This is a genomic window from Gordonia sp. ABSL11-1 (genome assembly GCF_030315685.1).
Taxonomy (GTDB): Bacteria; Actinomycetota; Actinomycetes; order Mycobacteriales; family Mycobacteriaceae; genus Gordonia.
In genome coordinates, this window is record NZ_JASXSI010000027.1 from 24,911 (window position 1) to 47,465 (window position 22,555).

Consider the following 22,555-nt stretch of genomic DNA (forward strand, 5'->3'; position numbering starts at 1 on the left):
TCCCGGTGACACGCGCGGCACGGCCTACGACGACGAACACCGCCTACCGACACTACGACGAGGTCGCCGCGCAGAGCGCCGCGCTCGTCATCCGCTCGTACTCGTCGTCGTTCGGACTCGCCTCGCGACTCCTCGCCGAACCAGTCCGTCGCGACGTCCACAACATCTATGCCCTCGTCCGGCTCGCCGACGAGATCGTCGACGCACCCCGGCCGCACCAGTCCGCCGATCAGCGCCGCCGCGCACTCGACGCCCTGCACACCGACGTCGCCGACGCGATCTCGACGGGGTGGAGCACCAACCTCGTCGTGCACGCGTTCGCGCGCACAACGCATCATGCAGGCATCGACGCCGGGCTCATCGACCCGTTCTTCGCCTCCATGCGTGCCGACCTCGATCCCACCGTCCATGACGAGGCCAGCCTCGCCGCCTACATCTACGGCTCCGCAGAGGTCGTCGGGCTGATGTGCGTGCACGCCTTCCTCGCCGATCAGCCGCACCGCAAGGCGCGGTACGACCAGTTGGCCCCTGGCGCGCGCAGCCTCGGCGCCGCATTCCAGAAGATCAACTTCCTGCGGGACCTCGCCGCCGACGACCGCGATCTCGGCCGCCGGTACCTGATCGGACTCGATGCCGACCACCCGTCGGATGAGGCGTGGAACAGGTGGCTCGACGACATCGACGGCGACCTCACCGCCGCCGCGCAGGCGATCCCCCTCCTGCCGAGCGGGACCCGCGTGGCGGTCTGCACAGCCCACGACCTCTTCGCCGAGCTCGCCGTCCGACTGCGGTCGACACCGCCGGAGGTGGCCTGCCGCACGAGGATTCGGGTGTCGACACCGGCGAAGGCCCGGATCGCGGCAGCGGCGACGCTCCGTCGGGGCAGGCCCGCATCAGCGGCAGGATCGACGTCGGGAGCACACGCATGACCGGTACTGCGCCGCAACGGATCGTGGTGATCGGCGGCGGTGTCGCCGGCCTGGCCACGGCCGCACTTCTCGCCGACGACGGCCATGACGTGACTCTCGTGGAGAAGAACGATCGCGTCGGCGGGCGCGCCGGGTCGTGGGAGAAGGACGGATTCCGCTTCGACACCGGGCCGTCGTGGTGGCTCATGCCCGAGGTGTTCGATCACTTCTTCCGGCTGCTCGGTACATCGACCGAGGAGCAGATCGACCTCGTCCGACTCGATCCCGGCTACCGCGTATACTTCGAGGGCATCGACGACAGCGTCGACGTCGCCGGCGACGAGAGCCGCAACCGGGCTCTGTTCGAGTCGATCGAACCGGGTGCCGGTGACGCCCTCCGGGACTACCTGTCGTCGGCGCGCGAGGTGTACGACCTTGCCGTGCAGCGATTCCTGTACACGAACTTCGACTCGGCGAACGCCTACGCCGGACTGCCGGTACTCCGTCGCGCATCGACACTGCTGCGGATGCTGACCACGACACTTGATGCGCATGTCACGCAACGATTTTCCGACCGTCGGCTCCGGCAGATCCTTGGCTATCCCGCGGTGTTCCTCGGGTCGTCGCCCGACCGCACCCCCGCGATGTACCACCTGATGAGCTGGCTCGATCTCGCCGACGGGGTCCGCTATCCCCGCGGCGGATTCGTCCGGCTGCCCGAGGCGTTGGCGGCATTGGCCGCCGAGCGCGGGGTGAAGGTACACACCGGAAGTGCCGCCACGGCGATCCTCACCAGATCGCACCGTCGTCGGAACCCGTTGGGGCAGCGCGCGACGGTCACCGGCGTCCGCATCAGCGACGGTGACGGGGTCGAGCAGGAACTCCCTGCCGACGTCGTCGTCGGCGCCGCGGACCTGCATCACGTCGAGACGAACCTCCTGCCGCGCCCCCTGCAGACCTTCGATCAGCGATGGTGGGACCGTGCGGTGTCCGGACCCGGCGCCGTCCTCGTGTGCCTGGGGGTGCGGGGCGACCTGCCCGAACTGGGTCATCATTCGCTGTTCTTCACCGAGGACTGGATGAGCAACTTCGACGCCATCTTCGAGACACCCACCCGCATACCCGATCCCGCATCGCTCTACGTGTGCCGACCGTCGGCGAGTGACGAGACGGTCGCCCCACCCGGCCACGAGAACCTCTTCATCCTGGTGCCCGTACCCGCCGATCCCACGATGGGTTCCGGTGGGGAGGACGGCGCCGGTGACCGACTCGTCGAACAAACCGCCGACCGCGCCATCGATCTCGTCGCCCAGTGGGCCGGCGTCCCCGATCTGACGGATCGGATCGTGGTGCGGCGGACCATCGGACCGGCGGACTTCGTCGACGACCTCAACTCGTGGTCGGGTGGTGCGCTCGGTCCCGCCCACACCCTGGGGCAGAGCGCGTTCTTCCGCGCATCCAATCGGTCACGCAAGGTCGGCGGGCTGTTCTACGCCGGGTCGAGCACCACCCCGGGCATCGGGCTGCCGATGTGTCTCATCAGTGCCGAGTTGGTGCGCAAGCGGATTCGCGGCGACACCTCCGTCGGCCCGTCGCGCAGCTGATCGCCCTCGCCCCCGCCGACCGTGCCCAGATTCCCGCCGACCGGGTCCTGGATCTCGCCGATCGTGCCCTCGAATTCGCTGACTGTGCCCAGGATCTCGCCGATCGGGATCGGATACGCCGGAGGGAGAGATCAGGCGGGGCCGATGAGGCCGGCGACGATCTTCGCCGACAACATGACCAGCGGGAGTCCGCCACCCGGATGCGCTGATCCGCCGACGAGATAGAGACCCGGGACCGGCGACGCGTTCGCCGGACGCAGAAACGCCGCGCAGGCCCCGTTCGACGACGACCCGTAGATCGATCCGCCGGGAGTCATGGTGCGGCACTCGAGGTCTGCCGGGGTGAGCACCGTCCGGTGCCGGATGTGATCACGGATGTCGAGCCCGCGGTCGGCCATCACCGACAGCACCTGATCGGCATACGACGAGGCCAACCCGGGGGTATCCCAGTCGACACCGGTGCGCGGGTCGTGTCGCGCGGCGTTCACGAGCACGAACCACGATCCGGTGCTCGGACCCGGCACGATCTGCGGGTCGTCGGGCGCGGAGATGTAGACCGTCGGACGTGGGACCGGGCGGGTGCGACCCCGGCGACCGAAGACGCCGTCGAACTCGGCGTCGTAGTCCTCGGCGAACAGGATGTGATGGTGCGATTGGTCCTTCGGTGGATCGTCGAGCCCCAGCAGCAGGACGAACCCCGACAGCGACGGCGTCGATCGGCGGATCCGCGAAGCCATGCGCCGCGCAGTCCAGGTCTGCAGGAGGCGGCCGTACACCTCGGCGGCATCCGCATTCGCGACGATGACATCCGCATTCCGCGTGACACCGTCGGCATCACGGACGCCGACGACACGATCGTTGCTGTCGACGACGAGTTCGGTGACCTCGCACTCGGTGTGCACCTCGCCGCCGAGGACGACGAGCCGATCATGGATCGCGGTCGCGATCCGACCGAGCCCACCCGGCACATACCATGAACCCCAGGCCTGTTCGGCCCACGGCACCGAGGCGAGGGCCGCCGGGGCGCGCCGCGGATCGGAGCCGGTGTAGGTCGCGTACCGGTCGAGCAGCATCTGCAGTCTCGGATCCGTCAGGTAGGTGCGACCGAGACCGCGCAGCGACCGCCACGGTGCGATCGTCGCGATATCTGCCGGGCGTGTCCGGCGCAGCATGTCTCGCACACCCAGCGGCGACTCGAGGAACACCTCGTTGGTGAGATCCCAGATCGATTGCGCCCGTTGAGTAAACCCCGCCCACTGTGCACCCGCCCCGGTGCCGAGCGTGGCGTCGAGCGCATCCGGGATCGCCGACAACTCGCCCGGCAGATCCAGCCGGGTACCGTCCGGGAAGCGATACCGCGCGGCGATGTCGAGCCGGCTGAGCGGGAGAACGTCGTCGAGATCGGCACCGGCGGCGGAGAACAGGTCCGCGAGCACGTGCGGCATGGTCACCAACGACGGTCCGGTGTCGAAGCGGAATCCGTCGCGCTCGACGACACCGAGTTTGCCGCCGAGATCGGCGGATTGTTCGAGCACGGTCACCCGATGACCCAGCGCCTGCAACCGAAGCGCCGCGGACAGGCCGCCGACTCCGGCGCCGACGACGATGATGCGGCTCAACGGTTGTCCCCGAGCGCCCGCCCTCGCCACGTCAGGGTCCCGGAACGTCGCGCGACAACGGAATCGGCGGTCAGAGCGGTGAAGGCGAGGATCGACAGGGGATGCACGACCGGGTCGGGCCACGGCCGACCACCGGTGGTGCGCGCAGTGATCATCCTCGACGACACCGCGGCCAGGTAGCCGACGAGTCCGACGCGCGATCCCATGACCATCGCGATCGGTGGGAGCACGTAGGCGAGATGAAGGAGCGTGGTGACCGCGACGGTTCCGGGCAGAGAGCCGAACGCCGACCAGAGCGACTTCCGGTAACCGTCCCGGACCTCACGCCATCCGACGTACATCGTGCAGGTCGCGATCGCACTCCCCTCGACGACGACTCCCCGCGCCCCGGAACGCTTGAACGCCCGCAGGATCGCGATGTCCTCCAGGATCTCCGAGCGGACCGCCTCATGACCGCCGGCACGCCGGTAGGCGGAGGTGTCGACGACGAGGAACTGACCGTTGGCCGCCGACATCGACGGCCGCGCAGATCGTTCGGCCACGCGCAGCGGGAGGGTGCTCATCCACGACCACTGCAGCAGCGGCTGAACGAGGCGTTCGACCAGGCCACGCGTGACCTGCCGCGGATACGGACTCACGAGATCGAGTCCGGTCTCGCGGAGCAGCGCGACCGACGCGGTGAACGCATCCGGCTCGACGCGGACGTCCGCGTCGAGGAAGATCATCACGCCGTCGTCGGCGGCCACCCGCGACATCTGGTGACAGGCCCACGGTTTGCCGTGCCATCCGCTCGGCGGTGGATCGCCGGCGAGGATCTCGATCCGGCCCTCCGCGCTTCCGATCTGGCGGAGCAGTTTCGACGTCCCGTCCGACGACTCGTCGTCGAGGACGACGATGCGGGCCGGCCCCGGCCACCGATCCAGAGCGGCCAGCGCCGAGTTCAGGCAATCGGTGACGTTGTCGATCTCGTCACGCATCGGGATCAGCACGGTCAGCGGTTCCGGCCTCGGTGACGGTCCCCGCGTCGGACGCCGCAGGACGTACGCATTGTGCAGGGTCTGCACCAGCGACCCGACGGCGACCGCCGTCCCCGAACGCACGGCCCAGGACCACGCCGTGGCGAGTCTTTGTGCGCCCCCGAACGACTCAGGGGAACCACAGGATTCACTGATCCGCATGCTGCCTGTCCCCCTTCCGACCCCGTGCCAGGACGACGATCAACGGGATCGCCACGAGCCCCATGATCATCCCACCGACCAGGGCGACCGGCGGACGCCCGAAGAACAGCGCGTGCGCGATCACCGACGACACATACGTCCACAGGTAGATCGCGATCGGCAGGGCATCGAGTGCGCGCTTGTCGATCAACCGATCGAGAGTGGCGATCATCAGGAACGAGACAAGCAGCCACCCGGCGACATTGGTCAACGGTATGCCGTCGACACCCGGCAGTGCGGGTTCGGGATCATGCCATCGCCAGTAGCCCTGATCGACCATCTGGGGATCGAGGAACACATCCCACGCGGTCAGCGCATACGCGCCGACGACCGCTGTCACCCACCGGCGTCCCGGCCCGGTCAGCCGCCTCGCCGCCGCGAGCGCCGGCCAGGCCATCGTGATCCAGGCGAACGGGACGACGACCGGCACATCGAGGACCTCGGCGCCCAGGGTTCCGGTGTAGTCGTAGCTCCCGAACGGGAAACCGGTGTGGACGCCGACGGATTCGGCGACGAGGCCTCCGCCACCGGCGACGATCAGCACTGCGGCGACAGCGCGGGCGCCGCGCATGCTCGCCAGGTCCAGGGTCACGGCCGCCGCGAAGAAGGCCACGCTCGCCACAGTCAGGACGAGGTTGCCGCCGTCGGTGTAGGGGAACGCGATCTGCGCGACGACGCCGGCGGCGACGAGGATCCAGGCCGCCGTTAACAGGGACCGATTCACCGGGTGAGCCCTCGACGTGGCGCGGGCCGGCACGGGCGTCCGGGCTCGAATGGCGAAGGGACTCATGGGGTTCCGCCCGTCGTAGGTCCCGCTGATGTCGAGGACGGCGAGCCGGGTGAACAGCTCCTCCGCATACCATCTCGCGGGCTCGGTGCGCCGGGCTGCGTCGAGGTGTTCTGGTGAACGATAGGCGAATCCGGCGAGGTCGCTGCTCGAACCCCACACGGAGAACGTGCCCTGCAGTCCGATCGGGGCCTCACCGATGCCGAGCGCCAGACGTAGGCCGTCCGCCCGGGACAGCTCGCCGACGACGGGCGGTACCGCACGCCAGAACGACATCGCCCGCGTGGGCCGCAACCGGGCGCGCGTGACGGCGGCGACCGGACCCGACCATGTGCCGTCGTCGCGCGCAGGCAACGCCCCGAAGGGCTCACGACGCGACCACCGACCGCGGGACGCGATCGGGCGCATCGTAACTCGAAGTTGCTCGGTGGCCATGAGATCCCAGGACCGCATGGCGGCGGCCGCCGCAGCGTCCTCAGCGGACACCGCGGTGTCCCAGACCGTGAGCAACGCCCAGTGGTGCAGGTCGGCGTCACGTGGCGTGAACGTGCGGGCCGATCCCGTGCCCATCGTCTTGGCGAAGGTGAGCCCGGGCGAGTTCCGTAGCCGACGGCGGGTGAGCGGCACGCGGGCGAGGGCCGCCGGAACATGATCGACACCCCAGATCCGAAGCTCGACGAACGGTCCCTCGTTCACCGGCGCCGCCATGCGCAGCGCTCGACCAGATCGCGGAGACCCGCTGTGGTTTCGTGGTCGGCGCCGAGGCCGTCGACGACATCGAGCGCCTCGGCCGTCAGGTGCGCGATCCGCTGCTCGACGTCGTCGGCGGCACCGGTGTCGCGCAGGACGGCGCAGACGGCGAGCAGTCCGTCGTCGGTCAGGTCCGGATCGCCGAACACGCCCAGGACGTCGTCGCGTAGCTGAAACGCCTCGCCCGCGGAGAGTCCGATGCGGTCGTATCCCCGTAGGAGCTCCTCGGAGGCGCCACCGAGCACTCCGCCGAGGCGGAGCGGATGCCCGATCGTGTATCTGGCGCTCTTGAAACGCATGACCTGACCTGCCCGCCGGGACGACAGCGTCCGTTGCGCCTGCCCGAGGATGTCGAGGTACTGGCCGGCGATCGTCTCGTCCCGCATCTGGCTCCACATGGCACGACCCGCGCGTCGAGTGGGGAGATCGCGATCGGCGACAGCGAGGTCGATCAGGTCGTCCGACCAGGTCAGGCACAGGTCACCGGCGAGGACCGCGACCGCTTCCCCGTACGCATCGGCGTCGCCCGCCCATCGTCGACCCCGATGATGCCCGGCGAAATGGCGATGTGCGGTGGGACGGCCACGCCGACGGTCGCTGTGATCCATCACGTCGTCGTGGATGAGGGCCGCGAGATGGAACAGCTCGATGGCGGCAGCTGCCTCGCCCGATCCCGGTGGCAACTCACCGCCCGACGCGCCGCGCGCCCCGATCATGCAGAAGGCCGCGCGAATGCGTTTCCCTCCCCGGGCCATCTCGCCCAGCAGTTCGGTGACCGGGGTCAGATCAGGATCTACCGCCCGAAGGACCCGGCTGTGTCCGGCGACATGCTCACGCACCGCGTCCTCGACGATCGCGACATCGTTGGCGATGTGGTCACGGTGCGGGCGGGCGTGACTCGTGTGCGTGGCTTCCGAAGGTGGCACGCGAAGTATTTCGGAGCCGCCGGCGGCCCGGATGGGTCACCCAGGACCACCCACATCAGTAATAGTGCGCGCGGCCTCCGACGGCACGACCCGTCGCGCCAAGAACCGCCAGGATCGCGCCGACGACGACCAGGATGATGCCGATGGTCCACAAGATCGGGACACTGAAGATGAATCCCAACACGAGCAAGACGATGCCAAGAATGATCACGATGAGCCTCCATTGATCGGGCTATCAGACTCGCGCTGCTGCAAGTATTTTCACCGTACGCCGACCGCGGCTGCACATGTGGCGTTCGAACGATACCGATCCGGTATCGAGAGTGGGACGGACCGATGCCACTGTCCCTTCGCGCTGGCCAGAGCCGGGCACGCGACGTCGCCGGCGCCGCCCGAAGAACCGCCCTGAGGGCACATTTCCGGGGCGCGCATCGCGAACACAACCGCGTACACAACAAGCCCCCCGCTCCCCTTTCAGGATATCCCGAGGTGGGGGCCTTGCCGCAAGGCCCCGGTCCGACTGCACAATGGTGTCCTCATCGCACCGATGCGACCCGCAGACGCACTCCCGCGATGAGTCCACCCACTACATCGGAGTACTGAGATCTCAACGCGCACAATCTCTTACCCATCCATGTCGTCCACCACCCACGGAGCCGCCTGCATGGACAAGAGCACCCGGAGTGCTTTTCACCTCACCGAGAGCCGCTCGGCAAAGGTCGACCCACGTCTCATCGCCGCCGACGACGACCGCTTCGCCGCCATCACGACGTCCCTGCAGACGTCGATCGCTGATCTGACCGACCGTCTCGACGCGCTACAGAAGGCGCGGGGTGGCCACGGGAAGGAGGCCGTCGAGCGAGATCTCGAGATCCACCAGACCAACGCCCGGTTGCGGACCCTGCGACGGTTCAGCGTCGATCTGTGCCTGGGACGATTCGTCCCCGCCGACGGAACCGAACCCGTCTACATCGGTCGGGTCGGCCTGACCGACCGGAACGGACGGCAACTGCTCATCGACTGGCGCACCCCGGCCGCGGAACCGTTCTTCGCCGCGACCCACGCCGACCCGATGGGAGTGGCGAGTCGTCGGCGCTACCGGTGGTCGTACGGGCGGATCACCGACTATTGGGACGAGGCGCTCACCCCGGGCGTCGACACCGACGATCTCGCCCTCGACGACGACTCGGCGTTCATCGCCGGCCTGCCCGCCGGCCGATCGCCGCGGATGCGTGATGTCCTGGGCACCATCGCCGCCGATCAGGACGCGATCATCCGTGCCGGCTCGCGGGGCGCCCTCGTCGTCGACGGCGGCCCGGGCACCGGCAAGACCGTCGTCGCCCTGCACCGCGCGGCATACCTGCTCTACGCCGATCCGCGTCTGGCGGGCAATCGTGGCGGAGTGCTCGTCGTCGGGCCGCACGAGCCCTACCTCGGCTATGTCGCCGACGTGCTGCCCAGTCTGGGCGAGGAGGGCGTCCGAACGTGCACGCTGCGCGATCTACTACCCGAAGGCGATACGGCGACAACCGAATCCGACGACGCGGTCGCACGCGTGAAGTCGTCGGCGACGATGGTCGGGGCAATCGAACCCGCCGTCCGGTTCTACGAGGAGCCGCCGACAGAGTCATTCGTCGTGGAGACCCCGTGGGCCGATGTGACGCTGCGCCCCGCCGACTGGGCCGAGGCCTTCGACGCACCCGAGGCCGGGACGTCGCACAACGACGGGCGCGACGTGGTGTGGGCGGCACTCGTCGCGAGAGTGGCGGACAAGCTGGACGCCGAGGTCCCACTGACCGAGGTAGGCCGCGCGCTGTCGGAGAACAACGACCTGGCGCGCGCCTTCACCCTGGCCTGGCCGCTGCTGGAACCCACCGACATCGTCGCGGATCTGTGGTCGGTGCCCGCCTTCCTGCGAATGTGTGTTCCGGGCATGAGCGCCGACGACGTGCGCACGCTGCAGCGTCCGGAGCCGTATGCCTGGACCGAGTCCGATCTGCCGCTGCTCGACGCGGCGCGGCAGCGTATCGGCGATCCCGACGCGTCGAGTCGCCGGCGACGGCGGGCCGCGACGCTGTCCGCGGAGCGGGCACGGATGGATGATGTCGTCGGCGATCTGCTGGACTCGAACGTCCACGACGACGGCGAAGGCGTGATGTCGATGTTGCGTGGGCAGGATCTGCGCAACAGCCTCGTCGACCAGACGGCGGCACCGGGCGAGGAGCCGGATGCCCTCGCGGGTCCGTTCGCCCACATCATCGTCGATGAGGCGCAGGAACTGACCGATGCCGACTGGCAGATGTTGCTGTCGCGGTGTCCGTCGCGCAGTTTCACGATCGTCGGCGATCGAGCCCAGGCGCGCCGCGGCTTCACCGAGACGTGGGCGTCGCGGCTGTCGCGGGTGGGCATCACCCGGGTCAGCATGGCATCACTGTCGGTGAACTACCGGACCCCCGAGGAGGTGATGGCCGTGGCGGCGCCCGTGATCCGGGCGGCGCTGCCCGACGCGAATGTCCCCACCTCGATCCGGACCAGCGGCCTGCCCGTGCGCCGTGGACGTTCCGCGGAACGCGACGCGATCGTCGGTCGCTGGCTCGCCGACAACGACGAGGGCACGGCCTGCGTGATCGGTGACCCGTCCTTTGTCGAGCGTCCGCGGGTCCGCTCGCTGTCCCCGACCCATGCAAAGGGACTCGAGTTCGACCTGGTCGTCCTGGTCGAACCCGACGACTTCGGTGCCGGGATCGACGGCGCCGTCGACCGCTATGTCGCGATGACGAGAACGACACGAGAGCTGGTCGTGTTGTCCGACACGGTGTGAGATTCGTCCCTGGCCGGATGAGGAACTGGCAGGCGGGAAGGTGCGGGTGCACCATGGATAGGTGCGTGGTGCAACCAATCCGGACCGGGTGACGAGGTCATCCGTGCTGAGTCCACGGCGTTGGCCGATCACCAAGCTGATCAGCCGCAATCCTGTCATCCGCCCCAGCGATCGCGTGGAGGCCCTGGCGATCTGCATGGCCGCTGTGATCGCGGTCCTGGCGATCCCGCTCGCGGTCTGGGTCGAGGGCGGGGTCCACACGGCGCGGACCGCGGCGATCGCCGAGCAGGCCCGCACCGTCCACGCCGTCGAGGCGACGGCCGTCGACGACGCGAGCGTCATCCTCTCCGAGGGCCAGAACGGCGCGCTCGTCACTGCACGGTGGTCCTACAACGCGGTACCCCGCCGCGGGACGGTCAACGTCGACGACACGGCGCTCAACGCCGGGGATCAGTTCACCATGTGGGTCGATCAGCGCGGTCAGGCCACGCGCAAGCCGCTCACCCCCGCCGATGCCGCCTCGGGCGCGATCATGACCGCCGCCGCCTTCTATCTGGCGGTCCTGGCGCTCAGCGCTGTCGCGGTCATGGGCGTGCGCGCCCTGCTCGACCGTCGTCGGCGCCGCGGATGGGACAGTGCACTCGCCGATCTGACGGGCAGCGACGACGGACATTCGCACCGGCACTGGTGACCCGCCCCTTCTATACGGGTGGCGCCGATCAGTACGCCGAACTCACGTTGTCCATCGAGCCGTAGGTGTGCGCCGCGTAGTTGCAGGCGGCGACGATGTTCGCGACGGGATCCCAGACGTCGAACTTGGTGCCCTCGACGTGGTACGCGGCGAAGGTCGGGTCGATGACCTGCAGCAGTCCCTTCGACGGAATGCCGGCGGCGGCGTTCGAGTCGTAGAGGTTGATGGCCTGCGGGTTGCCAGTCGACTCGCGCATGATGTTGCGGTAGATGCCGTCGTAGCTCGCCGGAATGTTCTTGTCCTTCAGGATGTCGAGCGACTCACGAATCCACCCGTCGAGGTTGTCCGGGTACACCGGCGCGGGCGGCGGGACGGGGATGACCGGCTTGGCGACCGGCTGCACCTTCACGGGTGCGGGCGCAGGCGTCGGCTTGGGGCTCGCCGAGGCGAAGGCTGCCGGGTTGGCGCTGTCGGCCGCGGGGTTGTCCGCCTTCTCCGTGTGAGCGGTGGCAACGGGCCGCTCCGCGTGCGCCGGCTCGGTCACACCGGCCGATGCGGCGGTGACCGCCGCGGCGATCGACAGCGTCGCTGCGCCGGCGGCGTAGAAGCTGCGCGATCTGGACCGGATGCGGGCACGGCGGAGCGGTTTCGAAACAACAGACATGACGAGATTCCTGATACGTGTGTGCGGCCGGAGGCGGCCGACAGCAGACACCCGTCGAGGCGCGTAGCGCTCCCGGTACCGTGGTGTCATCGCTGTGGATGGACGTGCTGGCAGATGAACTTGTGAGGAGGACGCTCTCGTCCCCGCGCAAGGCGAACCCGGATCGTCATCGGTCTGCGCGAACCGCAACTGCACTCGGTGCCAGATAACAGATTGATATACGTTCCTGAGAAATGTCCAATACGGACATCGCGCACAGCGCGCTCACAGCACCGATTCACCGCGACGTAACGTCCGCCAAATTGCTCTGAACTGCAGCTTTTCGAAGTCACCCGCCCGTGACGTGTCTCACACGATTGGACCATCCGGTCACTTGACTGGCGCCCCAACAATCACAAAATGATCACCGGCCGCGCCGGCCGCACAGTTTTGACATCGCGGTTTCATCGCTTCAGTCGATGAGTTGCACGGAGATCCGCACGCCGAGCGCTACCTCGAGACGGATGGCGAGGAGGGCTACCACTGGAATGGGTCCGAGAACCGAATGCCGAGGTGCAGATCAAGGGTGATCGATTCCCGGTTCGCGCCCGCGTCGCCACCGACGACGAGACGCCGGCGATGTGGTCAACGATGACCGAGGTGTGGCCGGACTACGACGAGCATCAGAAGAAGACGACGCGCAGCATTCCCGTGGTGGTCCTCGAGCGAAGCTGACCGGCGCCATAGCGCCCGTATCTCGACATCTCTTGATGCTGAGGGTAATTCACGCAACGAACGTCTGGTCGGGGCGACGACCGTCTGAGGTACGTGTCCGCGATGGGCGGCATCTGACCAGCCGGATTCCGGTCAGCGTGTCGCATTCGTTGCCTTTTCTAGGCCGATCCGATGCATCGCGTGGCAGCGCTCCCACCATCGCCGCGCCTATCCTGCAGTCAAGCCGACAGCCGGGGGGCCGTCGAAGGGACCACCGTTGGGACAGAGGCGTCGCCACGGACTCGCCGCGATCGCCGCGGCGGCCCTCAGCGCGCTCGCCCTCAGCGCATGTCAGACCACCACGGACACTTCGCCGGCTCCGTCGTCACCCGCACCGACCGACCATGTTCCCGCAGCCTTCGACGTGACGTTCCGGTGGATACCGAGCCCGGTCTTCGACGTCTCGGGCAATGAGGGCACGTTCATCCGCGCCTTCGTCGAGTCCTTCGAACTCGCCAACGCGGGACGCTCGGTCGACTGGGGCTACCGCGGGTTCGTCGATGCCTCACCGTCGAACATCGGCCAGATGATCGAGGCCTACGCCCCGGAGGAGTCCGCGGCGCACCCCGGTGTCGGAACCGCATTCTTCACCGGTCTCCGTCGGGTCGACAACGCCGACTTGACTCGAGTCGTACTGTGCCGCTTCGGATATCGCTCCATCAAGGTCGACGGCCGATGGCAGTCACGGGTTGATGCGCCACGGCCCGTCGAGATCGATTTCCGCCGTGGCGGAATCGTGCCGCCGACCAACACCCAGGGCACGGCCCGCACGCCCGGTGGCGACGTGTTCGGCGACTGGTTCGCCACCCGCTACGACTTCGCCGCCGTCTATCCGCAGACGACCGCCGACGAGCGCGCCTGCGCGTCCGCGATCCCGGCCGAGGTGCCTCGTCGAGCACCGTCGGCAGGGCTCCAGCCCTGGCCGGCCATGGAGCCGATTCCGGGTTGGCGCAGCGCATCTCCACTCTGACCCGGGACCCTCTGACGGCGATTCTCAGAAGAGCAGAGCACCGATTGTCGCGCGGTTCGGCTTGCCCTGCTCGGTCATGGGCATCGAGTCGACGACGACCATCGGTGTCTCGGCGACGGACGGCGCGGTCTCGGTCAGGAACTCGACGAGTTGTGCGACGGTGAGATCCGATCCGGGCATCGCGATCACCGCTGCCCCGAACGCAGCCGGCGCGTCGTCGGGGGCGGGCACGGCGACGGCGTACCGCACCGAACCATGTGCGCACAACGCCTGCTGCACGTCGACGGGGAAGAATGCCTCGCCGTCGATCTCGCGCCGGTCGGCGGTGCGGCCGCGGATGGTGAGATAGCCACTCTCGTCGAGGAATCCGGCGTCGCCGGTGGTGAACCAGCCGTCGGCGCCGAAGCCCGATGTGGATGGCGCGACGCTGTAGCCATGGGCCTGCGCGCGCGTGCGGACCCGGATCCGCCCGACCACGCCTGCCGCGCAGGGTGAGTCGTCGTTGGCCACGATGACGACCTCGGCGACCGGCAGGGGACGTCCGGACGACGCGAGGTGCGGCGAGGTCGCCGTGTAGTCGGTACCGGCAAGTGCGCTGACGACACCGAATTCGCTTGCTCCGTAAGGATTGACGAGGATCGACCGGCCGATCCGATCGACCATCCGCGCCCGCAGTGCGGGAGCGGCGTCGGCACCGACGTGGCTGATCGCCTGGACCGAGGACAGATCGGCGGTCGGCAACCGATCGCTGTCGACGAGCTCGACGACGAGCGGTTCGACCAGTGCGACGTGCGTGATCGCGGCGTGTTCCATCGCATCGATCACGACGTCCGGGGTGAAGACGGCGCGCAGGACGGCGGTTCCGCCGCCGAGCAGCACGGTGTCGACCATGGTCTGGGCGATGTAGGCCAACGGCGTGCACACCAGCTGGCGACGCCCTGGCGTCGGACCGAGATCGACGAGCCGTCGGTACTCGTCGAACGTGCGGACACTGGCCTTTGAGATCCCGGTCGTCCCGCCCGTGGCGACCAGGGCACAGACGTCGTCAGCGGCGACCGTCACACCGTCGTCCCGGTCGTCGGCGTCGTCGTCCACCGGGCCGTCGGCGTCGAACAGGTCCGGAATCCCGTCCACCTCCCCGACGGCGAGCACGCGCAGGTCTCCGCAGACAGCTGCGGCCCGCGCGGTGTCCGGGAAGACGATGAGCGTCGTCGCCGCTATGCGGGAGAGGAAGATCGCCAACCGTTCCGGCGACCCCGCGTCCGGGCAGAACACGGTCGACGCACCGAGCCGCGCGGCGGCGTAGCGGGCCGCGACGGCGGTGGCGGTGATCGGGGCGACGAGGGCGACGCACTGACCGTGGTGTGTGACGCCGTGCTCGCTCAGTGCCGCGGTGAGCTGCCGGATCAGCGCGGCGAAGTCGCCACCGGTGTAGGTGCGGAGGTCGTCCTCCATCACGACGCGATCGGTGTCTCGGTCGAGGAGGCCGACGATGTCGTCGACGTAGGAACGGAAGGTCACGGGCGAGACTCTACGGAGGCATCGGCCCCAGGGGCGCCGATCAGGCCCTGTCGGCGGCGTGGGCGGCCCGTCGGATGGTGTCCAGTCGGCGTCCGATGGCGGTGGCGCGGGCCGTCACGTCCTCCCCGACGTCGGCGGAGACGGCGAGCGCAGTGATCGCGTCCGTCGTCTCCTCGAGCTCGACGGCGGTCGGGAGCACCCGCCGCGCGACCGCGGGTACCGGTGGCGGCTCCGCGAGCGCCGCCAGGCAGGCGTCCTTGGCCTGATGGGCCAGCAGGTAGGCGTCGTCACGGCGCCGGGTCCACTGCTCGCGTCGCACGCGCGGCAACACCGCCTGTTCCAGGTAGCCCTGCGCCGCCGCACACGCCGCGGTCAGACGGGCGGGCTGCGGGAGCCGGCGCGCACCCGGCCAGAGGAGGTAGCCGACGACGACCGCCACGGCGGCCCCGGCCAGGGTGTCGATCACCCTGATCACCGGAAGCACCGCGTCGCCGTGTCCGATCGAGACGGCCAGCAACGCCGACGACGTCACGCCGATCACACTGAGCGCGTACAGTTTCGGTGCCGTCAGCACGGCGAATCCAAGCGACACGGCAGCGGCCGCGGCGACCGGCACACCGGACGGCCACAGAGCCAGGACACCAGCCGCGACGAGCGCACCGACCACCGATCCGGCCACCCGATTGATCGTCCGGACGACGACCGAGCCGTACTCCGGGCGCACGATGACCGCGACGGTCAGCGGCAACCAGAAGGAGTGCGCCGGCTCGTGGGCGGCGGCCGTGATCGCCGTCGCGACGCCCAGGCAGGCGGCCAGGCGGGTCGCGTTGAGCCACGAGGTCGGCGTGCGAAGAGTCCGGAGCGCGCCCTGTAGGCGTCCGTGGGGGTCGGTGGGGTCCAGCTCTCCGCGCAGCGCTCGCACCAAGGCGCGCTGCGCGGCGGTCTGCACATCCCAGCTGGTGTCGACAGCGATCGGCATGCCGGCGCAGGTCTGCCGCGCGGCGGCCCGAAGTGCGTCGACGGCCCCGGGTGGGACCCGCGGCCCCGTCGCCCGTGCGGCGTCCGCGTGGATCGCCGAGACGGCGAACGAGACCTGCTGGACCTGTGCGGGCATGCGGGCGAGTCGGGCGGTGGCACTGGCGGTGGTCAGCCGTGCGCGGGCCGCGCGCTCGGTGCCCGTTCCCACGGCGGCGCAGAGATCAGCGGCCGAGTCGAGCACATCCGCGGCCGCCGCACGTTCGATGGCGCCACGCCGAAAGATCCACGGGGACACCGTGGCCGCCGCGACGACGAACGTCCCGACGCCATACCAGACCGCCTGGCGCCACGGGGTCAGGTCGGACCCACCGAACTGCCCGAAGGCGATCCCGATGCTGAGCATCATCCCGAATGCCGGCGCATTCGGACCGATGCCGCCGACGAGACCGGAGACGAGTCCACCGATCGCGGCGACGGCGATCATCGTGGTCGGGCCGGAGTCCAGCGTCGCGCCGACGAGGATCCCGCCGGCCGCACCCACCCCCTGCGCGCACAGGGCGATGCTCCGGTTGCGGTACGTGCCGCCGATGACGAAGGCGACCGAACATGCCGCGGCCAGGTAGGCGATCCCGACGACCGCGAGGTCGCCCACCACGGCACCCACGACGGCGATCACGCCGGCGGCGACGAGCGCTCGCAGGGCGGCGGCCACCGCATAGGGACGCGGCCCCGGCCGGAGGGCAGTGATCACCACTCTGCCCACGTCACGCATGTCGCCCACGGTCTCATGATGCGGAGCCGGGCACATCCCGACGCACCAGTGTTTCGGTAGGCTCGACCCGACATCTGCCGACGAAAGACGCCACCATGAACGCAACCGTCACTCCCGACGCCGAGAGCGCCATCACCGACATCGCCCAACGGCACGGACTCTCCCGCGATGCGGTGCTCGCCATGTTGCTCGCGGTCAACAACGGTGGCGGCACGATGGCACAGTTCTCCATCCCGGAACTCGGCGGCTCCGGCCAGTGGATGCGCGGCGGCATGACCATGGTGGGCAACATGTTCGACAACGCGCTCAAGGCGCGTGTCGACGCGCTGTGCGGGGAGCTGTCGAATCTGCTGGCGACCACCACCGTGTTCCCACCCGCGCCCACGGGATCGTCGGGAGGGTTCACCTCGAACAACTGGTGGCCCGGCGATCTCGGCGTCCCCAGCTCGTCGGGCGGCCAGAACGACACCCGGTACGCCGTCTTCCCCGGCACTCGACGGCTGGCGATCCAGGTCAACGGTGTCACAAGGGTTTTCGACACGGGTGAGCACAACATCGGCGGCGTGCAACAGCAACAGGGCGGCGCCGCCGGGACCGTAACCTTCACCAGTCAGTTCGGCACGTTCGACGTGTCGACCCTGTCCGAGCTCGGCGCCCGGCAAGTCGCCGAGACCCCCGTCGCTGCTCCCGCGCCGCAGGAGATCCACCACCAGGCGCCGGCGTCGGCACCGGACGCACCTGTGTCGTCCTCGCCGGGCACACCGGCACCGTCGGACGACGCAGCGTCGATCGTCGCGGCGATCGAATCCCTGGCCGGTCTGCATCAGCGGGGGATCCTGTCCGACGACGAGTTCGCATCGAAGAAGGCGGAGCTGCTCGGGCGGTTGTGACGGCGCAGCAGCGCCGGGTCGGTCTTCTCGCCCCAGAAGCGCTGGAGAGGCACCGGATCTCGGACTCCGCCTGGAGCGTCTCGATCTGTGCGGTGAGCGAGGCGATCGCGTCATCCTTGTCGTCGAGCCCGTCACGCGTCTGTGCACCGTTCATGACTCGAGCGCCGTGACGACGGTCCGCGCCTGATCGATCCATTCCCGCACTTGTCGGCCGTCCGTCGAGGTGGGGGCTGGGCCAGACAAAGCGTCATCGAGTAGCCGCCGCGTGAATCGCGGATCGGAACTCCTGATGGACTCGCAGATGCTGCGTTGCTGGGACGGCTCATCCGTGCACTCTCGTAGCGTCGCATCGCGTATCGCGGTGTAGGCAGCTGGGCCCTCCGGCGGGAGGAAGGAGACGAGATGGCCATGGGCGCGCACGGAACTCGAGTCGCTGACGATGCATCTCCCGGATGTCGGCGTCGTCGTCGACGGTGCGATCGAATCGGGCATCACGACCGCACGGAAGGTGCTGGCAGCACTACGGTGAGGCGGACCGGCGCCGACCGACGTACCGTGGTGGGTCAGCCATGGAAGCACTCGACCGCACGACGAATCTGGTGATGCTGATCGTCATCATCGCGCTCGGTGTGGCTGCGTCCGCCTGCGCCATCACTGCGGCCTACGTCTACCTGCGGTCGCATTCCGACCGCGATGCGGCCGCACGCGACCGTCTGGCACGGCGGTGGCTGATCGCCACCGCCGTCCTGGGTTTCACGGTCATCGGACTACGGTTCGTGTGGTTCCTGATCGCGTGACGGCCGGAGCCGATACGGCGGTCGAGCCATGCGGAACTCGATCAGACGATCGTCTTGAGCTTCGCGGCGAACTCGACGAACTCGGGGTGGCGCGGAGCCCCGGGGCGCACAGCGTCGCGATCCGGCGCACCGACCTGATCGAACGCGTGGGAGACGAGCAGGTCGGCTTCCCGACTGCCGACGCGTGCATGTCCCGCCAGCGCGATCAGCAGCGTCGTGAGACAGATACCGGCGACAAGTGCGACGAGCATGGCGATCACCTCCTGGCATGTACGTCGCATCAGCCCGCGCATTCATTACCGATTCGGGCGGATCGTCGACCGTTCGACCGACACGTAGACCCCGAGATCGATCAGACAGAGGCGTTGGCCAGATTCTCCAGGGTGGTCGTCGCGTCGATGTACTCCTGCACCCACCGCTCGATGACCGCGGAGGATTTCTCGACCTTCTCGAACTGCCCGACCACCTGGCCGACAGGGTTGAACGCGACGTCGATGCTCTCGTCCGGATGCTTGTGGGTGGCCGCGACGGCCATCCCGGACACCATGTACTGCAACGGCATTCCGAGCGGTTCCGGATTGTCCGGGTTCTCCCACGCCTCGGTCCAGTCGTTGCGGAGCATCCGGCACGGTTTGCCGGTGAACGATCGGCTCCGGACCGTGTCGCGGCTGCCCGCGTTGATGTAGGCGGCCTGCTGGATCGGCGTGTTCTCCGATTCCTCGACCATCAGCCACTGCGAGCCGGTCCAGGCACCCTGGGTGCCGAGCGCCAGCGCGGCGGCGATCTGCTCACCGCTGCCGATGCCGCCGGCGGCAAGCACCGGTCGCGGCGCCACCGCCTTGACGACCTGCGGCCACAACACGATCGAGCCGACCTCGCCGCAGTGGCCGCCGCCTTCTCCGCCCTGCGCGACGATGATATCGACGTCGGCCTCGGCGTGCTTGAGCGCCTGCTTCGGCGACCCGCACAGCGCCGCCACCTTGCGACCGGACGCATGGATCTTCTCGATCATGTCGACGGGCGGGGTGCCCAGAGCGTTGGCGATCAGCTTGACCTTCGGGTGCTGCAGCGCGATCTCGACCTGCGGGGTCGCCGTCGCCTCGGTCCATCCGAGCAGCTGCAGCGAGTTGTCGTCGTTCTCGTTGAGCGGGACGCCGTGGTCGAGCAGGAGTTTGCGCCCGAAGTCGAGTGTCTCGGCCGGCACCATCGACTGGAGCATCGCGGTGAGCTCCTCGCCGGAGGAGTTGCTGTCCATCCCCTCGTACTTGTTGGGGATCACGATGTCGACACCGTAGGGGTGATCGCCGATGTGCTCGTCGATCCAGTTGAGCTCGATCTCCAGCTGCTCGGGAGTGAACCCGACCGCCCCGAGCACACCGAATCCACCCGCCTTGCTGACGGCGACCACGACGTCGCGGCAGTGTGTGAAGGCGAAGATCGGGAACTCGATGCCGAGATCGTCGCAGATCGGGGTGTGCATGGGAACTCCTTAGGCACCGGCAGGCAAAGTAGAACGTGTTCTCATTTTGATACTAGATCGTCGCCCCGGGAGCAACCCGCACCGGCGGACACCTCCGTCGCGATGAGCAACGGCGGTAGCACCGCGATGCGCTTGGCGATGCGCCATCCCGATCTCGTGCGCCGCCAGATCATCGCGTCGACGATGCACCGGCGCGACGGGATGCCCGACGGCTTCTGGGACGGTTTCGACGATGCCGACATCTCACAGATGCCGGAGCCCTATCTGGCCGCCGACCGCGAGATCAACCCGGACGACCCCCACCACCAGCAACTGCTCTTCGACCTCGATGTCACCCAGATGCGCGACTTCACCGACTGGCCTGCCGGTGACCTCGCCGCCATGCACACCCCGACCCTGTTCGTCAGTGCCGACCGTGACGTCGTCCTTCCGGCCCATACCGTCGAGATGGCGAACCTCGCACCGGACGCGCGGGTGCTCATCGTGCCCGGGAACCACGGTGACTACCTCGGCGAGCGGTTGGCATGCGCCGGCGATCCGGCGACTCTGCGGCGGACGCTGCCGTGGTTGGTGGACTTCCTCGACCAACCGTAGCGCCGCCTCACCTCCCCGCCCCCTGCCGGCGCAGACGTAGCGAAGATCGTCGCCTGGAGACGGTTTCCGCTACGTCTGCGGCCGGGGTGGGGTGGGGAGGGAAGGGTTCAGCCGATCAGGTCCTCGTACCGGTACTCGGAGTCGATCGGCTGACTTGCCTTGTGCGCCTCGGTCTCCCGCTGCTGGAGCTCGACCCGGCGGATCTTGCCCGAGATCGTCTTCGGCAGTTCGAAGAACTCGACGCGTCGGACCTTCAGGTACGGGGCCAGGTGATCGCGCGAGTACTCGAGGATCGCGCGGGCCGTCTCCTCGGTGGGCTCCCAGCCATTGGCCAGTGCCACATACGCTTTCGGGACGGCCAGTCGGGTGTCGTCGGGCTGTGGCACCACCGCGGCCTCGACGACGGCGGGATGCTCGATGAGCACGCTCTCGAGTTCGAACGGCGACACCTTGTAGTCCGACGACTTGAACACGTCGTCGGTGCGCCCGATGTAGGTGATGTAACCGTCGGAATCCCGTTGTGCGACATCGCCGGTGTGGTAGTAGCCACCCTCCATCACCCGATCGTTGCGTTCCGGATCGCCCAGGTAGCCGGTCATCAGGTTCACCGGCTGCCGGGCCAGATCCAGACAGATCTCGCCGTCGTCGGACTCCTCGCCGGTGATCGGGTCGACCAGCGCCACGGGCACTCCCGGCATCGGCCGTCCCATCGACCCCGCCTTCAGCGGCGCTCCCGGCGTGTTGCCGATCTGCAGCGTGGTCTCGGTCTGACCGAATCCATCGCGGATCGTGAGACCCCAGGCCTTCTCGACCTGACGGATCACGTCCGGGTTCAGCGGCTCGCCGGCCCCGAGGAGCTCACGCATCCCCTCCGGACGCGTTCCCAGATCGGCCTGAATCAGCATGCGCCACACGGTCGGCGGAGCGCAGAAGGTGTTCACCCGCGCCCGACGCAGCTGATCCATCAACGCCGCGGCGTCGAATCGGCTGTAGTTGTAGACGAAGATCGTCGCCTCGGCGATCCACGGCGCGAAGAAGCAACTCCACGCATGCTTGGCCCACCCGGGCGAACTGATCGCCAGGTGCACGTCGCCCGGCGTCACCCCGATCCACGCCATGGTCGTGAAATGTCCCATCGCGTAACTGGTCTGCGAATGCTCGACGAGCTTGGGCCGGCTGGTGGTGCCGGACGTGAAGTAGATGAGCATCGGGTCGTCGACGTCGGTGTCGGCGGTGAACGGACCAGCCGATTCGCTGTCCGCCGACTCGGCGTACCGGCGCCATCCGTCCACGGATGCGCCGACCGCGATCCTCAGGTAGTCGCCGTCGACCGCGTCGAACTTGGTGCTGTCCGCGGCGTTGGCGATCACACAGCGCGCCGCGCCGCGCGCGACACGGTCCGACAGGTCGGCCGTGCCGAGGGCCGCTGTCGTCGGCATCACGATGGCACCGAGCTTCAGCACCCCGAGCATCGCCTCCCACAACTCGACCTGATTGCCGAGCATGAGGATGACCCGGTCCCCTTTGCCGATGCCGAGCGAACGCAGCCAGGTCGCCACCCGATCCGACCGCTCGGCCATCTCGGCGAAGGAGACTTTCACCTCCGAACCGTCCTGCTCGGTGATCCACAACGCCGGACGATGGTTGTCGCGTGCGATCACGTCGAACCAGTCGATGGCCCAGTTGAACCGTCCGGACAGCTCGGGCCAGCGGAACTCGGCGACGGCGCGGTCGTAGTCGCCGACCAGCTCGATCATCTGATCCCGGACGGCGCGGTAGAGGTCGGTGTTGCTCGTCATGGGCACTATGATCC

The 22,555-nt window shown here is 68.5% G+C and carries 20 protein-coding genes and 1 pseudogene; 9 read left to right on the top strand and 12 right to left on the bottom strand.

Features of this window, described 5'->3' with window-relative positions; all coding sequences use genetic code 11:
• Nucleotides 1-5 precede the first annotated feature (5 nt).
• Nucleotides 6-929: a phytoene/squalene synthase family protein gene (locus tag QSJ19_RS22755; RefSeq protein WP_286323276.1), complete on the top strand. Its 924-nt coding sequence runs from the start codon at nucleotides 6-8 to the stop codon at nucleotides 927-929.
• Nucleotides 926-2,512 carry a phytoene desaturase family protein gene (gene crtI, locus QSJ19_RS22760; RefSeq protein ID WP_286323277.1) on the top strand — a complete coding sequence of 529 codons (1,587 nt, stop codon included), beginning with the start codon at nucleotides 926-928 and terminating at the stop codon, nucleotides 2,510-2,512. Before QSJ19_RS22755 ends, crtI begins: the two co-directional genes overlap by 4 nt.
• Before the next feature lie 131 nt (nucleotides 2,513-2,643).
• On the opposite strand, the gene QSJ19_RS22765 is transcribed toward crtI, so the two are convergent.
• The 6 genes and pseudogenes from QSJ19_RS22765 to QSJ19_RS22790 all read right to left on the bottom strand — a co-directional run bounded on the left by QSJ19_RS22765 (nucleotide 2,644) and on the right by QSJ19_RS22790 (nucleotide 8,022).
• The gene (locus QSJ19_RS22765) at nucleotides 2,644-4,131 is read right to left on the bottom strand and encodes a phytoene desaturase family protein (RefSeq protein WP_286323278.1); all 1,488 of its coding nucleotides are present in this window, start codon (nucleotides 4,129-4,131) and stop codon (nucleotides 2,644-2,646) included.
• Nucleotides 4,128-5,309 carry a glycosyltransferase family 2 protein gene (locus QSJ19_RS22770; RefSeq protein ID WP_502876325.1) on the bottom strand — a complete coding sequence of 394 codons (1,182 nt, stop codon included), beginning with the start codon at nucleotides 5,307-5,309 and terminating at the stop codon, nucleotides 4,128-4,130. Before QSJ19_RS22770 ends, QSJ19_RS22765 begins: the two co-directional genes overlap by 4 nt.
• Nucleotides 5,296-6,138: a carotenoid biosynthesis protein gene (locus tag QSJ19_RS22775; protein ID WP_286323321.1), complete on the bottom strand. Its 843-nt coding sequence runs from the start codon at nucleotides 6,136-6,138 to the stop codon at nucleotides 5,296-5,298. The genes QSJ19_RS22770 and QSJ19_RS22775 overlap by 14 nt, the downstream gene beginning before the upstream one ends.
• Nucleotides 6,139-6,843: pseudogene (locus QSJ19_RS22780) on the bottom strand (monooxygenase); the annotation flags it as partial. It lies immediately after the preceding gene.
• The gene (locus QSJ19_RS22785) at nucleotides 6,828-7,811 is read right to left on the bottom strand and encodes a polyprenyl synthetase family protein (protein ID WP_286323280.1); all 984 of its coding nucleotides are present in this window, start codon (nucleotides 7,809-7,811) and stop codon (nucleotides 6,828-6,830) included. The gene QSJ19_RS22785 and the pseudogene QSJ19_RS22780, both read right to left, overlap by 16 nt.
• A gap of 55 nt (nucleotides 7,812-7,866) precedes the next feature.
• Nucleotides 7,867-8,022 (bottom strand): DUF6131 family protein, encoded by a 156-nt coding sequence (locus QSJ19_RS22790; RefSeq protein WP_286323281.1) that lies wholly within the window; start codon nucleotides 8,020-8,022, stop codon nucleotides 7,867-7,869.
• 453 nt (nucleotides 8,023-8,475) lie between these two features.
• Between QSJ19_RS22790 and helR the strand changes: the two genes are divergently transcribed.
• Both helR and QSJ19_RS22800 read left to right on the top strand, forming a co-directional pair.
• Nucleotides 8,476-10,632, top strand: a complete 2,157-nt coding sequence (helR, locus tag QSJ19_RS22795; RefSeq protein ID WP_286323282.1) for an RNA polymerase recycling motor ATPase HelR — start codon at nucleotides 8,476-8,478, stop codon at nucleotides 10,630-10,632.
• A gap of 61 nt (nucleotides 10,633-10,693) precedes the next feature.
• A complete protein-coding gene (locus QSJ19_RS22800) occupies nucleotides 10,694-11,323 on the top strand; it encodes an Rv1733c family protein (RefSeq protein WP_286323283.1) in 630 nt (209 codons plus the stop codon).
• A gap of 28 nt (nucleotides 11,324-11,351) precedes the next feature.
• On the opposite strand, the gene QSJ19_RS22805 is transcribed toward QSJ19_RS22800, so the two are convergent.
• Nucleotides 11,352-11,987, bottom strand: coding sequence for a transglycosylase SLT domain-containing protein (locus QSJ19_RS22805; protein WP_286323284.1), 636 nt, complete (start codon nucleotides 11,985-11,987; stop codon nucleotides 11,352-11,354).
• Between the two features lie 552 nt (nucleotides 11,988-12,539).
• Here QSJ19_RS22805 and QSJ19_RS22810 point away from each other — a divergent pair.
• Entirely contained in the window at nucleotides 12,540-12,701 is a 162-nt protein-coding gene (locus tag QSJ19_RS22810) for a nitroreductase/quinone reductase family protein (protein WP_286323285.1), read from the top strand.
• 256 nt (nucleotides 12,702-12,957) lie between these two features.
• Nucleotides 12,958-13,710 (top strand): hypothetical protein, encoded by a 753-nt coding sequence (locus QSJ19_RS22815; RefSeq protein ID WP_286323286.1) that lies wholly within the window; start codon nucleotides 12,958-12,960, stop codon nucleotides 13,708-13,710.
• A 24-nt stretch (nucleotides 13,711-13,734) separates the two neighbouring features.
• On the opposite strand, the gene QSJ19_RS22820 is transcribed toward QSJ19_RS22815, so the two are convergent.
• Both QSJ19_RS22820 and QSJ19_RS22825 read right to left on the bottom strand, forming a co-directional pair.
• A complete protein-coding gene (locus tag QSJ19_RS22820; protein ID WP_286323287.1) occupies nucleotides 13,735-15,231 on the bottom strand; it encodes an ANL family adenylate-forming protein in 1,497 nt (498 codons plus the stop codon).
• A gap of 40 nt (nucleotides 15,232-15,271) precedes the next feature.
• Entirely contained in the window at nucleotides 15,272-16,981 is a 1,710-nt protein-coding gene (locus tag QSJ19_RS22825; protein ID WP_286323288.1) for an FUSC family protein, read from the bottom strand.
• Nucleotides 16,982-17,076: 95 nt separating this feature from the next.
• Between QSJ19_RS22825 and QSJ19_RS22830 the strand changes: the two genes are divergently transcribed.
• Both QSJ19_RS22830 and QSJ19_RS22835 read left to right on the top strand, forming a co-directional pair.
• Nucleotides 17,077-17,871 (top strand): SHOCT domain-containing protein, encoded by a 795-nt coding sequence (locus tag QSJ19_RS22830; protein WP_286323289.1) that lies wholly within the window; start codon nucleotides 17,077-17,079, stop codon nucleotides 17,869-17,871.
• A gap of 569 nt (nucleotides 17,872-18,440) precedes the next feature.
• Nucleotides 18,441-18,668, top strand: coding sequence for a hypothetical protein (locus QSJ19_RS22835; RefSeq protein WP_286323290.1), 228 nt, complete (start codon nucleotides 18,441-18,443; stop codon nucleotides 18,666-18,668).
• 41 nt (nucleotides 18,669-18,709) lie between these two features.
• On the opposite strand, the gene QSJ19_RS22840 is transcribed toward QSJ19_RS22835, so the two are convergent.
• Both QSJ19_RS22840 and QSJ19_RS22845 read right to left on the bottom strand, forming a co-directional pair.
• Nucleotides 18,710-18,919 carry a hypothetical protein gene (locus tag QSJ19_RS22840; protein ID WP_286323291.1) on the bottom strand — a complete coding sequence of 70 codons (210 nt, stop codon included), beginning with the start codon at nucleotides 18,917-18,919 and terminating at the stop codon, nucleotides 18,710-18,712.
• 101 nt (nucleotides 18,920-19,020) lie between these two features.
• The gene (locus QSJ19_RS22845) at nucleotides 19,021-20,148 is read right to left on the bottom strand and encodes a nitronate monooxygenase (protein WP_286323293.1); all 1,128 of its coding nucleotides are present in this window, start codon (nucleotides 20,146-20,148) and stop codon (nucleotides 19,021-19,023) included.
• Nucleotides 20,149-20,250: 102 nt separating this feature from the next.
• Here QSJ19_RS22845 and QSJ19_RS22850 point away from each other — a divergent pair, with 102 nt between their 5' ends.
• Nucleotides 20,251-20,742 (top strand): alpha/beta fold hydrolase, encoded by a 492-nt coding sequence (locus QSJ19_RS22850; protein ID WP_286323294.1) that lies wholly within the window; start codon nucleotides 20,251-20,253, stop codon nucleotides 20,740-20,742.
• Nucleotides 20,743-20,849: 107 nt separating this feature from the next.
• Here QSJ19_RS22850 and QSJ19_RS22855 read toward each other — a convergent pair whose 3' ends face one another.
• Nucleotides 20,850-22,541, bottom strand: coding sequence for an AMP-binding protein (locus QSJ19_RS22855; protein WP_286323296.1), 1,692 nt, complete (start codon nucleotides 22,539-22,541; stop codon nucleotides 20,850-20,852).
• Nucleotides 22,542-22,555 lie beyond the last annotated feature (14 nt).

Bases quoted from the DNA above. Each gene is read 5' to 3' on its own strand.
- crtI (WP_286323277.1), top strand. From the start codon at position 926: ATGACCGGTACTGCGCCGCAACGGATCGTGGTGATCGGCGGCGGTGTC.
- QSJ19_RS22770 (WP_502876325.1), bottom strand. From the start codon at position 5,309: ATGCGGATCAGTGAATCCTGTGGTTCCCCTGAGTCGTTCGGGGGCGCA.
- QSJ19_RS22775 (WP_286323321.1), bottom strand. From the start codon at position 6,138: ATGAGTCCCTTCGCCATTCGAGCCCGGACGCCCGTGCCGGCCCGCGCC.
- helR (WP_286323282.1), top strand. From the start codon at position 8,476: ATGGACAAGAGCACCCGGAGTGCTTTTCACCTCACCGAGAGCCGCTCG.
- QSJ19_RS22805 (WP_286323284.1), bottom strand. From the start codon at position 11,987: ATGTCTGTTGTTTCGAAACCGCTCCGCCGTGCCCGCATCCGGTCCAGA.
- QSJ19_RS22825 (WP_286323288.1), bottom strand. From the start codon at position 16,981: ATGCGTGACGTGGGCAGAGTGGTGATCACTGCCCTCCGGCCGGGGCCG.
- QSJ19_RS22830 (WP_286323289.1), top strand. From the start codon at position 17,077: ATGAACGCAACCGTCACTCCCGACGCCGAGAGCGCCATCACCGACATC.
- QSJ19_RS22835 (WP_286323290.1), top strand. From the start codon at position 18,441: ATGGAAGCACTCGACCGCACGACGAATCTGGTGATGCTGATCGTCATC.
- QSJ19_RS22840 (WP_286323291.1), bottom strand. From the start codon at position 18,919: ATGCTCGTCGCACTTGTCGCCGGTATCTGTCTCACGACGCTGCTGATC.
- QSJ19_RS22845 (WP_286323293.1), bottom strand. From the start codon at position 20,148: ATGCACACCCCGATCTGCGACGATCTCGGCATCGAGTTCCCGATCTTC.
- QSJ19_RS22850 (WP_286323294.1), top strand. From the start codon at position 20,251: ATGAGCAACGGCGGTAGCACCGCGATGCGCTTGGCGATGCGCCATCCC.
- QSJ19_RS22855 (WP_286323296.1), bottom strand. From the start codon at position 22,541: ATGACGAGCAACACCGACCTCTACCGCGCCGTCCGGGATCAGATGATC.